We start from the raw sequence: 14,802 nt of genomic DNA, 5'->3' as shown, positions 1-14,802 counted from the left end.
GTCGCCCGTGCGGAGACCGACGGCGACGGTCAAGCGACGGCCGCCGCGACCGATGTCGGTGGTGTCGTACCGCATCACCGAAAAGGACCCTCTTTGCCTCTTGATCTTCCCGGCGCCGCGTCCAGGCTGCGCCGTTCCCTGTCGCCCGCCCTCGTCGCGGCGATCGCGCTCGCCCTGCCCGCGGGCGCCTCGGCGGCCGACAGCCTCGACCCCGGCGGCGTGGTGATCCCCGGCAGCGCCATGGCCATCGGCGTCTCCGGCGCGCCCGACACGGCCGGCGCCGTCGAGGCGCGCTTCAGCGCCGTCGACAGCCCGCTCTACTGGGGCATCGACACCAGCACGATGAACGACGGCACGGCCGCGAACTTCGCGCTGAACACGACGAGCGGCCTGTACTCGTCCCAGCAGCTGGGCACCAACAACGTGCCGTTCACCCAGACCTCGGCGCCCGTGCTGACCGGCACCGGCACGCCCGGCGATCCCTACGTCGTCACCAGCCAGTTCCGCGCCCACGCCGGCGTCGACATCACGCAGACGGTCACGCACGTCTCCGGGACGACGCGCTTCACGACGACCTGGGCGGTCCACAACGGCACCGGCTCCTCCGAGGCCTTCCAGGCCTTCGAGGGCGCCGACATGTACGTCAACCAGAACGACAACGGCAACGGCGTCATGTCGGGCTCCAGCCCGAACCGCATGATCGGCTCGGTCGCCTCCGACGGCACCACCGGCTACCTCGTCGAGCAGGCCGTCTCGCCCTGGTCGCACTACTTCAGCGGCATGAACGAGCCGTACTACGGCTCGACCGGCAACAAGAGCTATGGGTCGCTGCCCGACATCATCGACCCGACCAACCAGGACTCGGGCGAGGGCGTGGAGTGGGACTTCGCCCTCGCCGCGGGCGCCACCAAGACGCTGTCGGTCCAGTGGTACTTCACCGCCCCGCCCGCCCCGCAGGCGCCGCAGGTGACGAACACGCCGTCGGGCACGGTCACCACCAACGCCGCGGCCCCGCACTTCGCGCCGGCTCCCGGCGACACGCGGGTCGTCGGCTACCAGTGCGCGCTGGACGGCGGCGCCTGGACGGCGTGCACGTCCCCGGCGAGCCTCACCGGCCTGGCCGACGGCCCGCACGCCTACGACGTCCGCGCCACGAACTCGGCGGGCGTCGCGGGCCCGGCCACCGAGAAGACCTGGACGGTCGACACGACGCCGCCCGACGCCCCGACGGTGACCGGCGCGCCGTCCGGCGTCGTCGCCTCCGACAGCGCGACGCTGACGCTCGGCGGCGAGGCCGACGCGTCGTTCGAGTGCTCGGTCGACGAGGGCCCGTACGCCGCCTGCGCCGGCCCGCTGAGCCTCACGGGCCTGGCGGACGGCGCGCACACCGTCGCGGTCAAGCAGGTCGACGCCGCCGGCAACGTCGGCACCGACGTCACGACGCGCTCGTGGACCGTCGACACGTCGGTCCCGGACGTCCCGGACACCGAGGACGAGCCGGTCGACTCGACGGCCACGGTCGCCACGCTGCGGTTCGCCACGCCCGCGGGCCTGACCGCCGAGTGCTCGCTGGACGGCGCGCCGTACGAGGCGTGCGCCTCGCCGGTCGACGTCGCGGGCCTGGCCGTCGGCCGTCACACGCTGGCGCTGCGCATGGTCAACGCCGCGGGCACGGCCGGCGCCGCCCGCACGGTGACCTGGGACGTCAAGGCCCCGGCCGCGCCGGTCGTCGAGACCCCGGCGCCGACGGGCACGAAGGAGACCGCGGCTCCGGCCCCGGCCCCGGCCCCGGCCGCCGCGCCCGCGCCCGCGCCCGCCGCGACGATCACGCCGTGGCCGTGCGTCAGCCGCCGCGCCGTGAGCGTGCACTGGGCGCTGCCCAAGGGCGCCAAGGTCAAGGGCTTCAAGATCGTCGTGGACGGCAAGGTCGTCCGCTCGGTCTCGGCCAAGGCCCGCGCCGCCAAGGTGTCGCTGGCCGGCCGCCCGGCCGCGACCGTCAAGGTCCAGGTCAAGGCCGTCGGCGCCGCGCTGGCCACGACGCGCGTCTACCGGACGTGCGCCACCACGCCCGGCCCGGGCGACCCGCCGACGGTCGTCCTGAGGCGGACGACCAAGGCCTAGGCCTCGATCGGGAGCGACGCGCGCAGGCCCGCCTGCGCCGCGATGTCGAGCGTCAGCGCGGTGACCTCCTCGGTCAGCGGATGCTCGGCGTCGCGGCGGCGGGCCAGCGCCAGGGTGGCCGGCGCGGCGTCGTGGAGCGGGATGTAGGACAACTCCGGCCACGCGTAGTACCGGGAGATGATCGCGGGCGCCGTGTCGACGCCCTCGCCGCGCGCGATGAGCTGGAGCCAGTCCTCCAGCTTGTCGCCGATGTGCGGTGAGATCGGCGGCCGGTGGCCGTCGTTCTCGTCGACCAGCAGCCAGAAGTCGCGCCACTCCTGCGGCACCTCCGGCGGCTGGGTGATGAAGACCTCCCCGCGCAGGTCGCGCGGGGCCAGCCGCTTGCGCCGGGCCAGCCGGTGCGACCTCGGCAGCACCACGACGCGGCGCTCGGACGCGATCGGCGTCACCACGAGGTCGGGGTGGTGCAGCGGCAGGTAGACGAACGCCAGGTCGGCGTGGCGGTCGAGCAGGCCGTCGACCGTGTCGGTGAAGTCGAACGCGCGGATCTCGACGCGCACGTCGGGGTGCTGGGAGCCCAGCCGCGTCAGCAGCGGCGCCAGCAGCTCGCCGGGCGGCGGGCCCAGCGACCCGATCGTCAGCCGGCCCGCCTCGCCGCGCGCCAGCGCCCGCGTGCGGTGCAGCGCGTCGTCGGTGGCGGCCAGGATCTCGCGGGCGTCGTGCAGCAGCGACTCGCCCGCCGGCGTCAGCTCGACGCGCCGCGTCGAGCGCACCAGCAGCGGCCCGCCCAGCTCGCGCTCCAGCTGGCGGATCTGCGAGCTCAGCGCCGACTGCGCGAGGCTCAGGCGCCCGGCCGCGCGCGAGAAGTGCAGCTCCTCGGCGACCGCGACGAAATAGCGCAGCTGGCGCAGCTCCATGTGCGCAATTTATCGCCTCACGCGCACAATCGTGCGCCAATCGGCGTTGTATCGACCAAATGGTCAGGTCCAAACTGCCCCGCCGTGACCGAGGTGAGGAGAGTCCGGGTCGCGGTCGACGGCATCCCCGTGTGGGGCCGTCGCGCCGGCGACGAGATCGTGCTGGAGGACGGCCGGCGCATCGACGAGGCGTCCGCGCGCTACCTGGCGCCGGTGGAGCCGTCGAAGATCCTCGCGGTCCACCTGACCTACCGCAGCCGGATCGAGGAGTACCGGGCCAACACGCCGCCGGCGCCGTCGTACTTCATGAAGCCGCCGACGACGCTCAACGGCCACCGCGGCACGATCGACCGCCCGCACGGCGCCGAGTTCCTCAACTACGAGGGCGAGCTGGCCGTCGTGATCGGTCGCCGCATGAAGGGCGTGTCGATCGCCGACGCGCTGTCCCACGTCGCCGGCTACGCGCCCGCCAACGACGTCGGGCTGCACGACTTCCGCCACGCCGACCGCGGCTCGATGCTGCGCGTCAAGGGCCAGGACGGCTTCCTGCCGATCGGGCCCGAGGTCGTGCCCGCGAGCGAGTTCGACCCCACCAACTACACGTTGACCACCACCTTGAACGGGGAGGTCGTCCAGCAAGCGACGGCCGACGACCTGATCTGGGGCGTCGCCTACCAGCTGGCCGACCTGAGCCGGCTCATCACGCTCGAGCCCGGCGACGTCGTGCTCACCGGGACGCCGGCCAACTCGCGGCCGATGGCGCCCGGCGACGTCGTCGCCGTCGAGATCAGCGGCCTGGGCCGCGTCGAGAGCACCGTCGTCGACTGGGACGTCGACCTCTCCGAGGCCGGCGAGCAGATGGCGACCTCCGCGAACACGTTGCACGTCGCGCTGGCCATCCCCGAGGACGAGGCCGAGCGCACGGTCGAAGGGAGCCGCACCCGATGAAGGTCCACGTCGACATGAACCTCTGCCAGAGCCACGGCGAGTGCGTCTTCCCGGCGCCCGACGTCTTCGAGCTGGGGGACGACGACGTCCTGGTCTGGAAGGAGGACGTCGACGAGTCCCGGCGCGAGGCGGTCGAGGCGGCCGTCAACGCGTGCCCGATGATGGCCATCCGCATCGAGGGCTGACGACGGTGCCCGAGCGCGTGGTCGTCGTGGGCGCCTCGCTGGCCGGGCTGCGCGCGGCGCAGGCCGTCCGGAGCGCGGGCCACGCGGGCGCGCTGGTCGTCGTCGGCGACGAGCGCCACGCGCCCTACACGCGCCCGCCGCTGTCCAAGCAGCTGCTGGCCGGCGAGCAGGAGCACGCCGACTGCGCGTTCCCGGTGCCCGAGACGCTGGACGCGGAGTGGCGCCTGGGCGCCGCCGCGGTCGCGCTGGATCGCGAACGCAAGGTCCTTGCCTTGGCCGACGGCGCCGAGGTCGGATACGACCGCCTGATCGTCGCCACCGGCGCCCGCGCGCGCAGGTGGCCCGACCAGGTCGACGGCGTCCACACGCTGCGCGACGTCGACGACGCGCTGGCGCTGCGGGCGGCGCTCGACGCGCGGCCCGGGCGCGTCGCGATCGTCGGCGCGGGCTTCGTCGGCTGCGAGGTCGCGGCGACCGCGCGCAAGGCGGGGATCGACGTGACGCTGATCGACGTCGCGCCGCGCCCGCTGCTGCCGCTCGGCGCGGAGCTGGGCGAGCGCGCGGCGGAGCTGCACCGCGCGCACGGGGTGGACCTGCGGCTCGGCACGGCGGTCGCCGCCGTGGACGCGGGCGGCGTGACGCTGGACGGCGGCGCGCGCGTGGACGCCGACGTCGTGTTGGTGGCCTTGGGCGCGATCCCCAACACCGAGTGGCTGGCCTCCTCCGGCCTGGCGCTCGACGAGCGCGGCGGCATCGTCTGCGACGGCACGCTGACCAGCGTCACCGACGACGACATCTTGGCCGCCGGCGACGTCGTCTCCTGGCCGCACCCGCTGGCCGCCGGCGAGGTCGTGCGCGTCGAGCACTGGACGGTCGCCGCCGAGCACGGCGCGCTGGCCGGACGCAACGCCCTGGCCGACGCCGGCGAGCGCACCGCCCACGTCGCGCCCCCGTACTTCTGGTCGGACCAGTACGACGTCAAGATCCAGGCCGTCGGCTTCCCGGCCCGCGCGGCCACGCTGGAGGTCGTCGAGGAGGACGGGCCGCGCCTGGTCGCCGAGGCGCGCGACGCCGACGGCCGCCTGGTCGGCGCCATCGCCTTCAACAACGCCAAGAAGCTCGCCGCCTACCGGCGCGAGCTGGCGAGCGCCGGGGTGGCCGCGTGAGCGGCACCGCGGTGATCCTCCAGCACGGCGAGACCGGCCCGCCCGGCCTGCTGGCGCGCTGGTGCGCCGCGCGCGGCATCCCGTACGTCGTCCACCACGCGGGCCGCGGGCCGCTGCCCGAGCTGAACGGCCAGCCGTTCGTCGCCTCGCTCGGCTCCAAGCACAACCCCGACGACACGCACCTCGCCGAGGTCGCCGCCGAGCGCGCCTACCTCGCCGACGCGCTCGCGCGCGACGTCCCCGTGCTGGGCCTGTGCTTCGGCGGCCAGATGCTCTCGTCGGTCCTCGGCGGCGCGATCGACGCCGCGCCCGAGCCCGAGCTGGGCTGGCACGACGTGCGGACCGAGGACGACACGATCGTGCGCGGCGGCCCGTGGCTGCAGTGGCACTTCCACCGCTTCAGCGTGCCGGACGGCGCGCGGGCGCTGGCCTCGTCGCCGGTCGGCCCCCAGGCCTTCGCCCACGGACGCCACCTCGGCGTCCAGTTCCACCCCGAGTCCACGATCGAGATCGTGAGCGCCTGGGCGCGCGCCGACCGCGAGCGGCTGGCCGCGCTGGGCATCGACGACGGCGAGGCGCGCCTGGAGCGCGGACGCCGCCATGCGGAGGCCGCCGTGGCGGCCGCGTTTCACCTGTTCGACGCCTTCTGGCAGAGGACGCGCACATGAGGCAGGAGACCCGACCCACCATGCAGACCAAGCCCATCGAGACGCAGGCGCCGGCGCCCGGCGACGCGGTCGCCGGCGGCGTGCCGATCACCTCCGTGCGCGTGATGTACCCCGACCTGCACGGGGTCGCGCGCGGCAAGGACGTCCCGATCGGCGAGTTCGACCACGCCATCGAGAAGGGCCTCTGCTTCTGCTCGGCCGTGATGGGCACCGACCTGCGCCACACGCCGGTCGTCGGCGGCGACGAGGGCTACCCGGACCTGATCGCGCGCCCCGACCTCGCGACGATGGCGCCGCTGCCGTGGGAGCCCGGCGTCGCCGCGTGCCTCAGCGACCTGGAGCCCGCCGCGGGCGGCGCGCCGATCGCCGACCCGCGCGGCGCGGTCCGCGCGGCCCAGGAGCGACTCAAGGCCCTTGGGTACGCGCCGATCGTCGGCCCCGAGCTGGAGTTCTTCCTGGTGGCGCGCGACGAGAGCGCGCCCCACGGCGTCAAGCGCCATCTGGACCACCTCTCGATGGTCTACACCGTCGGCCCGCAGGCCGACCCCGGCGGGCTGGTGCGCCGCATGACCGAGGACCTGGCGACGCTCGGCCTGGAGGTCTTCGCGGTCAACCACGAGTTCATGAACTCGCAGTACGAGATCAACCTGCGCCACGCCGACGCGGTCACCGCCGCCGACCGCGCGTTCCGCCTGAAGTCGGCGGTCAAGGACATCGCCGCGCTCAACGGGCTGGTCGCGACGTTCATGGGCAAGCCCTTCAACGACCAGGGCGGCAGCGGCACGCACCTGCACGTCTCGCTGAACCGCGACGGCGCCAACGCGTTCGACGCGCCCGGCGAGCCCGACGGCGTCAGCCCGGCGCTGCACCGCTTCAACGCGGGCGTCCTGGAGCACGCGCCCGCGCTGATGGCGCTGCTCAACCCCACCATCAACGCCTACCGCCGGATCCAGCCCGACTCGCTGGCGCCGACGCACGCCAACTGGGGCTGGGACAACCGCTCGACGTTCATCCGGATCCCGCCCGAGCGCGGCGGCGCGACGCGCCTGGAGATCCGCGTCGGCGACGGCGCGGCCAACCCGTACCTGGCCATCGCCGCCGTGCTGGCCGCCGGCGAGGACGGCCTGCGCCGCGAGCTGACGCCGCCCGCGCCGATCTCCGGCGACGCCTACCGCGCCGCCGAGGCCGGGCCGGCGCTGCCGAGCACGCTGGAGGCCGCGCTGGACGCGCTGGACGCCGACGCGGTCCTGCGCGGCGCGCTGGGCCCGGAGATCGTCGACACGTTCCTGGCGGTCAAGCGGTTCGAGATCGAGCGCCACCGGGCGTGGGTCTCGGACTGGGAGATCGACGAGTACCTGCACCACCTGTAGAGCGAGGCGTACAACATCATGTCGAAGACCCTCAGCCACATCGACCTCTCCGACCACGACGCCTTCCTCGAGGCCGTGCCGCACGAGGCCTTCGCGGAGCTGCGCCGCGACGACCCCGTCCACTGGAACCCCGAGCCCGACGGCCCCGGCTTCTGGGCGGTCACGCGCTACGAGGACATCCGCTTCGTCCATCGCAACGTGGACATCTACTCCTCGGAGCTGGGCGGGACCTCGCTGGAGGACCTCGCGCCCGAGCACGTCGAGGCGCGCAAGTCGATGATCGACATGGACCCGCCGCGCCACGACCAGCTGCGCGGGCTCATCAACCGCCGCTTCACGCCGCGCGCGGTCAACGTGTGGGAGGACCAGGTCCGGACGGTCACGCGGGAAGTGCTGGACCTCGCCTTGGCCGAGGGCGGCGACTTCGACTTCGTGCGCGAGATCGCCTCGGAGATCCCGATGCAGGTCTTCGCCGAGATCCTCGGCATCCCGCACGACGAGCGGCGCGTGATCATCGACATCGGCGACCGCCTGCTCGGCAACCAGGACCCGGAATACAAGGTCGCCGACGACGACGCGCACCGCCACCTGCCGTTCTCCTCGCCCGCCGCGCTGGAGATGTTCGAGTTCGGCCGCCGCCTGGCCGCGGAGCGGCGCAAGCACCCCAAGGACGACATCATCACCCAGCTGGCCTTCGAGCCGCTGACCCAGCAGGAGTTCGACGTGTACTTCGTCCTGCTGGCCACGGCGGGCAACGAGACCACGCGCCACACGATCACCCACGGGTTCCTCGCGCTGATGGAGCACCCCGAGGAGCTGGAGAGGCTGCGCGGGGCGGGCGACGACCTCGCGCTGCGCAAGACCGCCGCCGAGGAGATGCTGCGCTGGGCCACGCCCGTGCACCACTTCCGCCGCACGGCCGCCGTCGACACCGAGCTGGCGGGCACGCCGATCAAGGCGGGGGACAAGGTCACGACCTGGTTCGTCTCCGGCAACCGCGACGAGACGGTCTTCGAGCGCCCCGACGTCTTCGACATCACGCGCTCGCCCAACCCGCACATGGCCTTCGGGCCCGGCGGCATCCACCACTGCATGGGCGCGCACCTGGCCAAGCTGGAGATCCGGATCGCCTTCGAGGAGCTGCTGGCCCGGCCCGAGGTGCTGGAGTTGGCCGGGCCGCCCGAGCGGCTGCGCTCCAACTTCTTCAACGGGATCAAGCGCCTGCCGGTGCGGGTGGCGTCGTGATCGCGCTGCACCGGCTGGACCACGTCGCGCTGCGCGTCGCGGACCTGGAGGAGGCCGCGATGCGGTGGGCGCTCCAGTTCGGGCTGACCGAGCGCGGCCGCGACGACGCGTCGGTGACGTTGAGCTGCGACGACGAGCCGCGCGCGCTCGTCCTCCTCGCCGCGAGCGAAGGGGAGGGCGCGGTGGAGCCCGGCTTCGCCCGCGTCGGCTGGGAGCTGGCGCGCGGGTGCACGACCGACGACGCGGCCGCGCACCTGGAGGCGCACGGCGTGCCGTTCACGCGCGAGGGCGAGTCGCTCGCCTTGGAGGACCGCGAAGGCAATGTCCTTCACCTGCTGCCCTACCGGGAGTCGGTCTCGCGCCTGGTCGCGCACGCCCGGCCGGCGGGCCCGCGGCTGCCGGTCGGCCACCCGCGCAAGCTCGGCCACGTCAACTTCCTCACCGGCGCCATCCAGGAGCAGAAGGACTTCTACGTCGACGTCCTCGGTATGCGGCTGACCGACTGGCTCGGCGACGGCGGCGTCTGGCTGCACGTCAACAGCGACCACCACGTCATGGCCTTCGTGGACAAGGGCCACAGCCACTTCCACCATCTCGCCTTCGACACGGTGGACATCGGCCAGATGCGCGACATGTTGGACCACCTCGGCCGTCACGGCCGCTGGCTGGGCTGGGGCCCGACCCGTCACGGCGTCGGCGGCAACATCGCGTCCTACGTGCGGATCGTCGAGGAGTCCTGCTTCGTGGAGCTGTACTGCGACATGGAGCAGCTCCAGGCCGACCACGAGCCGCGCGTGTGGCCCGACGACCGCTACTCGTCCAACACGTGGGGGCCGCTGCCGCCGCGCTCCTACTTCCGCTTCGACGACGCGGCGGTGGCCAGCGAGCGCGACTCGCTGGAGATGCAGGGGATCCCGCTCCCGCCGGCGCCCGCCTCCACGGAGGTGACCGCGTGAGCTTGAACGGCTACACCACGCCCCGCACCCGGGCGGGCCGCGCCGGCCTCGTGCCGCCGCCGCCGTGGCACTACGTCGGCGACTTCCTGGTCGTCGACTTCCACGCCGACCCGGACGCCGCGACCTCGCTGCTGCCCGAGGGCCTGGAGCCGTTCGCCGACGACCCGGGCCGCTGCGCGGCGGTCTTCGCCGACTGGCAGTCCTTCAGCGAGGGCGGCGACGAGCTGACCGACCCGGCGCGCTCGCAGTACAAGGAGTTCTACCTCGTGGTCAACGCGCTGCTGGACGGCGCGCCGGTCACCTACTGCACGTTCATCTGGGTCGACCAGGACTTCGCGATGGCGCGCGGCTGGATCCAGGGCTTCCCGAAGAAGCTCGGGCAGGTCTGGATGACCAGGGCCTACAACCTGGACGTGCCCGCCGCCGTCGGCACGGGCGCCGGGTCGGCCTTCGGCGCGACCTGCCACGCGCGTGGCCGCCAGGTCGCGCGGGCGCGGGTGACGTTGGAGGCCAAGAGCGACAGCGGCTCGCTCCACACCGACCCGCCGATCGTCAACGTGCGCCACTTCCCGCGCCTGGCCGCCGGCCGCCACGACGACCCGCAGGTGCACGAGCTGGTGCGGTCGCGCTCGCGCGACCGCGCGGTGTCGGAGATCTGGGAGGGCGACGCGGAGCTGGAGCTGCTCGCGGCGCCGGGCGAGGAGCACACGCTCCTGAGCCCGGTCGACGTGGCGCGCGGCTACCGCTTCACCTTCGGCTACACGGTGGACGACCTGGAGACCGTGAAGGAGCTTGCGAAAGCCTCGCCTGACGGCTCGGCTTCCGGGCGGAAGCTCGCCCAGGGGCTCGCTTCCGCGGCGGAGGGAGGGGCATGAGCCCGGTGGCCGGGGTGGACGTCCCCACCGACCACTACATCAACGGCGAGCGCGTCGGCAGCGAGCGGACGTTCACCACCATCTCGCCGATCGACGGCGAGCCGCTGGCCGAGGTCGCGCGCGCGGGCGCGCGCGAGGTGGACCTGGCGGTGCGCGCGGCGCACGACGCGTTCCCGGCCTGGGCCGCGCTCGGCCCGGTCGGGCGCGCCGCGCACCTGCACCGGCTCGCCGACCTGATCGACGCCAACGTCGAGGCGCTGGCGGCGGTCGAGTGCGCCGACATGGCGATGCTGCTGCGCTCGCTGCGCGCCCGCGTGATCGCGCGCGGCGCGCTCAACTACCGCAACTACGCCGACCTCGCCGTCGCCTACGAGGAGCGCGACTGGCGCTCCAAGGGCACGTGGAACCGCGTCCAGCGGATGCCCGCCGGCCCGGCGGCGGTGATCACGCCGTGGAACGCGCCGTTCATGCTGTCCACGTGGAAGACCGCGCCCGCGCTGGCCGCCGGCTGCACGGTCGTCCTCAAGCCCGCCGAGTGGTCGCCCCTGAGCTGCTCGCTGCTGGCGTCGCTGGCCGACGAGGCCGGGCTGCCGCCCGGCGTCTTCAACGTGGTCCAGGGCATCGGCGAGGAGGCCGGCGCCGCGCTGGTCGCCCACCCGCTGATCCGGCGCGTGTCGTTCACCGGCTCGACCGAGACCGCGCGCCACATCGGCGGCGCGGCGGCGGCCAACGTCGTGCCGTTCACCGCCGAGCTGGGCGGCAAGAACCCGCTGATCGTCTTCGCCGACGCCGACCTCGACGCGGCGGCGGCCAAGGCCGCCGGCCAGTACGACGACGCCGGCCAGGTCTGCCTCTCGGGCACGCGCCTGCTGGTGGAGGAGCCGGTGCTGGACGCGTTCCTCACCAGGTTCCACGCCGCGACCGACGCGCACGTCCTCGGCGACCCGCGCGACGACGCCACCACGATCTCGCCGCTGATCCACCCCGACCACCTCGCGCGGGTCGAGGGCTTCGTGGAGCGGGCGCGCGAGGACGGGCAGCGGATCGTGCGCGGCGGCGCGCGCGGCGCGGGGTTGTTCTACGAGCCGACGCTCATCGCGCCGACGTCCAACGACGCCGAGATCGTCCAGAACGAGGTCTTCGGGCCGGTCCTGACCTACCAGGCGTTCGCGACCGAGGACGAGGCCATCGCCTTGGCCAACTCCACCAACTACGGGCTCTCGGCGATCCTCTACACCTCGTCGCTGGGCCGCGCCGACCGCGTCGGCCGGGCGCTGCGCGCGGGCACGGTGTGGGTCAACACGTTCCTGGTCCGCGACCTCACCGCGCCGTTCGGCGGCATGGGCCTCAGCGGCATCGGACGCGAGGGCGGCGACTACGCGCTGGACTTCTACTCCGACCTGAAGACCCTCCAGATCCTGGAGGGCACCGTCGGGTGAGCCAGGCCGCCATCGACCGCGCGGTGGCCGAGCAGGCCTCCTGGATGGAGGACCTGCTCGTCGCGTTGGTCGAGCAGCCCACCGTCCTGGGCGCCGAGGAGGGCGGCCAGGCGCTGATGGCGCGCGCCTTCGCCGACTGCGGGCTGGAGGTGGAGTCGATCGCGATGGACGCGGCGGCGATCCGCGCCGACCCGCGCCACTCGCCGTTCTCCTGGGACGTCGCGGGCAAGCGCAACGTGGTCGCCACGTGGCGGGGCGAAGGCGGCGGCGTGGGCGGCGGCCGGTCGGTGGTGCTCAACGGCCACGTCGACGTGGTGCCGCCGGCCTCCGAGACGCTCTGGACCTCGCCGCCCTTCGTCGCCCGCCGCGACGGCGACTGGCTCTACGGGCGCGGCGCGGGCGACATGAAGGCCGGGCTGGTCGCGATGGTCGGCGCGGTCAAGGCCCTGCGCGACGCCGGCATCTCCCTGCGCGGCGACGTCACGCTCCAGTCCGTCGTCGAGGAGGAGTGCACGGGCAACGGCGCGCTGCAGTGCCTGCTGGCGGGCAGCGGCGCCGGCGCCGACGCCGCGGTCCTCACCGAGCCCCACCACGACCACTTCACCTTGGCCCAGGTTGGTGTCCTGTGGTTCCACGTCGACGTCAGGGGCGTCCCGGCCCACGCGGCGCGCGCCAGCACGTCGGGGTTCAACGCGCTGGACGCCGTGCACCGCGTGCTGGCCGAGCTGCGCGCCCTGGAGGCCGAGCTGAACGCCGAGCGCGCCGGCCACGCGTGGTACGCCGACCACGAGCACCCGATCAACCTCAACCCGGGGATCCTGCACGGCGGCGACTGGGCCTCGACCGTGCCCGCCGAGGCGACGCTCTCCTGCCGCCTGGCGCTCTACCCGGGCCAGGACCCGGCGGACCTCCAGCGCCGCGTCGAGGCGGCCGTCGCCCGCGTGCCGTTCGGCGCGACCGTCCGCTACAGCGGCTTCCGCTGCGAGGGCTGCCAGGTCGACGCCGACGAGCCCGTCGTCCGCGTCCTCGGCGACGCCTACCGGTCGGTCCATCGCGCGCCCGCCGCGCTGCGTGCGACCACGGCCACCACGGATGCGCGCCACTTCGTGGCCCGCGGCATCCCGGCCATCTGCTTCGGACCGGAGGCCGAGGACATCCACGGCATCGACGAGCGCGTGTCGCTGCCGTCGGTGGGGGAGGTGGCGCGCGTGCTCGCGCGCTTCCTGGTCGCGTGGTGTGGGGAGTCAAACGACAAGGGGCCGCCCGTGTCGGCGGCTCACGGAGGAGAGAGCAGTCATGTCCATCGCTGAGCCGGCGGCCAACGCGCCGTCACCGATCCCGACCGGCGCGTCCGGCGCGGGCGGGCTCCACCGGCGCGCCCTCGGGGTGCCCGACCTGGTGTTCTTCATCGTCGCGGCGTCCGCGCCGCTGACCGCGGTCGCCGGCGGCCAGGCCGCGACCTACCTCGTCACGGGCAACAAGGGCATCCCGTTCCTGTTCATCCCGCTGGCGATCGTCCTCGGCGTCTTCGCCGTGGGCTACGCGGCGATGAGCCGCCACGTCGCCGACGCCGGCGCGTTCTACACCTACGTCGTTCGTGGTCTGGGCCGGATCCCCGGCGTGGGCGCGGCGTTCGTCGCGCTCATCTCCTACAACGCGATGCAGTTGGGGATCTACGGCCTGTTCGGCGTGGCGACCAGCGCGTTCATGGCCGACAAGATCGGGATCACGCTGGACTGGCAGTGGTGGTGCCTGATCGGCGGCGCGATCATCGCGACGCTCGGCGTCCTGCAGATCGACCTCAACGCGCGCGTGCTCGGCGTCGCGCTGATCCTCGAGGTCATCGTCGTCGCGATCTTCGACTTCGGCGTGATCGCGTCGCCGGGGCCGGAGGGCCTGTCGACCGTCGGCTTCAGCCCGTCGGAGGCGACCGGCACGGCGCTGGGCGCGTCGCTGACGTTCTGCGTGGCGTCGTTCGTCGGCTTCGAGTCGGCGGCGATCTACTCGGAGGAGTGCAAGGACCCCAAGAAGACGGTCGCGCGCGCGACGTTCATCGCGGTGGCCTTGATCGGCGTGTTCTACGCCTTGTCGTCGTGGCTGCTGGCCAACTCGATCGGCCCGAGCAACATGGTCAACCCGGAGGCCCTGGTCAAGCTCGGCTTCACCGACCCGTCCGGCCAGGCGCCGGACCCGACGACGGTCCTGATCGGCCAGGGCACGAGCACGCTCGGCCTGTTCTGGGGCGACTGCGCGCAGCTGCTGTTCTGCACGTCGCTGTTCGCCGCGCTGCTGGCCTTCCACAACGCGGTCGCGCGCTACCTGTTCGCGCTGGGCCGCGAGGGCGTCTTCCCGCGCGCGTTCGCCCGCACGCACCCGAAGACCGGCGCGCCGTACGTCGGCTCGCTGGCGCAGTCGCTGCTGGCGCTCGTGGTCGTCGGCACGTTCGCGATCGCCGGCGCCGACCCCGTGCTGAAGCTGTTCACGTGGCTGACGAACCTCGGCGCGCTCGGCGTCCTGCTGCTGATGGCGGTCACGTCGTTCGCGGTCGTGGCGTTCTTCCACAACAAGCCCGATCACGACGTCGGCCGCTGGGCGTCGCTGCTCGCGCCGCTGCTGTCGGGCATCGCGCTGGTCGTGATCCTCGTCCTGGGCGTGAGCAACTTCAACGTGTTGATCACGTCGACGATCGGCGCCAAGACCGACAGCATGACCTACATCCTGCTGATCGCCCTGTTCGCCAGCGCGTTCGTGGGGATGGCGGTCGCGGCGATCCTGAGGTCGGTCCGCCCCGACGTCTACCAGGACATCGGCGAGCGCACGCCGACGGAGGCCGCCGAGCACGTGGCGTAAGGCACGACTCGGACGTCCGTCCGCTCGGACGCCCCACCCCCGGAAATGGGGATGGCCCGAGC

13 protein-coding genes are annotated in these 14,802 nt (G+C 73.5%); 12 read left to right on the top strand and 1 reads right to left on the bottom strand.

The genetic code is table 11. The features are described 5' to 3' along the window. Positions 1-93 precede the first annotated feature (93 nt). The gene (locus VFG42_RS25850) at positions 94-2,121 is read left to right on the top strand and encodes a hypothetical protein (protein WP_324911730.1); all 2,028 of its coding nucleotides are present in this window, start codon (positions 94-96) and stop codon (positions 2,119-2,121) included. Here VFG42_RS25850 and VFG42_RS25845 read toward each other — a convergent pair. Beyond that, positions 2,118-3,038: a LysR substrate-binding domain-containing protein gene (locus VFG42_RS25845; protein WP_324911729.1), complete on the bottom strand. Its 921-nt coding sequence runs from the start codon at positions 3,036-3,038 to the stop codon at positions 2,118-2,120. The two genes, VFG42_RS25850 and VFG42_RS25845, sit on opposite strands and share 4 nt — an antisense overlap. A 93-nt stretch (positions 3,039-3,131) precedes the next feature. Here VFG42_RS25845 and VFG42_RS25840 point away from each other — a divergent pair, with 93 nt between their 5' ends. The 11 genes from VFG42_RS25840 to VFG42_RS25790 are packed head-to-tail and all read left to right on the top strand — an operon-like array spanning position 3,132 to position 14,740. Continuing rightward, positions 3,132-3,986 (top strand): fumarylacetoacetate hydrolase family protein, encoded by an 855-nt coding sequence (locus VFG42_RS25840; RefSeq protein ID WP_324911728.1) that lies wholly within the window; start codon positions 3,132-3,134, stop codon positions 3,984-3,986. Beyond that, positions 3,983-4,171: a ferredoxin gene (locus VFG42_RS25835; RefSeq protein WP_324911727.1), complete on the top strand. Its 189-nt coding sequence runs from the start codon at positions 3,983-3,985 to the stop codon at positions 4,169-4,171. Before VFG42_RS25840 ends, VFG42_RS25835 begins: the two co-directional genes overlap by 4 nt. Positions 4,172-4,176: 5 nt before the next feature. After that, positions 4,177-5,337: an NAD(P)/FAD-dependent oxidoreductase gene (locus VFG42_RS25830; RefSeq protein ID WP_324911726.1), complete on the top strand. Its 1,161-nt coding sequence runs from the start codon at positions 4,177-4,179 to the stop codon at positions 5,335-5,337. Then, complete coding sequence (locus VFG42_RS25825; RefSeq protein ID WP_324911725.1) at positions 5,334-6,005, top strand: type 1 glutamine amidotransferase; 672 nt, start codon at positions 5,334-5,336, stop codon at positions 6,003-6,005. Before VFG42_RS25830 ends, VFG42_RS25825 begins: the two co-directional genes overlap by 4 nt. Before the next feature lie 20 nt (positions 6,006-6,025). Continuing rightward, positions 6,026-7,375, top strand: a complete 1,350-nt coding sequence (locus VFG42_RS25820; protein ID WP_324911724.1) for a glutamine synthetase family protein — start codon at positions 6,026-6,028, stop codon at positions 7,373-7,375. 18 nt (positions 7,376-7,393) lie between these two features. After that, positions 7,394-8,620 (top strand): cytochrome P450, encoded by a 1,227-nt coding sequence (locus VFG42_RS25815; protein ID WP_324911723.1) that lies wholly within the window; start codon positions 7,394-7,396, stop codon positions 8,618-8,620. Beyond that, positions 8,617-9,576: a VOC family protein gene (locus VFG42_RS25810; RefSeq protein ID WP_324911722.1), complete on the top strand. Its 960-nt coding sequence runs from the start codon at positions 8,617-8,619 to the stop codon at positions 9,574-9,576. Before VFG42_RS25815 ends, VFG42_RS25810 begins: the two co-directional genes overlap by 4 nt. Continuing rightward, positions 9,573-10,451 (top strand): acetoacetate decarboxylase family protein, encoded by an 879-nt coding sequence (locus VFG42_RS25805; protein ID WP_324911721.1) that lies wholly within the window; start codon positions 9,573-9,575, stop codon positions 10,449-10,451. The genes VFG42_RS25810 and VFG42_RS25805 overlap by 4 nt, the downstream gene beginning before the upstream one ends. After that, complete coding sequence (locus VFG42_RS25800) at positions 10,448-11,890, top strand: aldehyde dehydrogenase (protein ID WP_324911720.1); 1,443 nt, start codon at positions 10,448-10,450, stop codon at positions 11,888-11,890. Before VFG42_RS25805 ends, VFG42_RS25800 begins: the two co-directional genes overlap by 4 nt. Then, positions 11,887-13,200: an ArgE/DapE family deacylase gene (locus VFG42_RS25795; protein WP_324911719.1), complete on the top strand. Its 1,314-nt coding sequence runs from the start codon at positions 11,887-11,889 to the stop codon at positions 13,198-13,200. Before VFG42_RS25800 ends, VFG42_RS25795 begins: the two co-directional genes overlap by 4 nt. Beyond that, the gene (locus VFG42_RS25790; RefSeq protein WP_324911718.1) at positions 13,187-14,740 is read left to right on the top strand and encodes an APC family permease; all 1,554 of its coding nucleotides are present in this window, start codon (positions 13,187-13,189) and stop codon (positions 14,738-14,740) included. The genes VFG42_RS25795 and VFG42_RS25790 overlap by 14 nt, the downstream gene beginning before the upstream one ends. Positions 14,741-14,802 lie beyond the last annotated feature (62 nt).

Origin of the sequence: Baekduia sp. (genome assembly GCF_035685985.1) — a bacterium.
Classification (GTDB): Bacteria; Actinomycetota; Thermoleophilia; order Solirubrobacterales; family Solirubrobacteraceae; genus Baekduia.
This window is presented reverse-complemented; position numbering and strand designations above follow the sequence as displayed.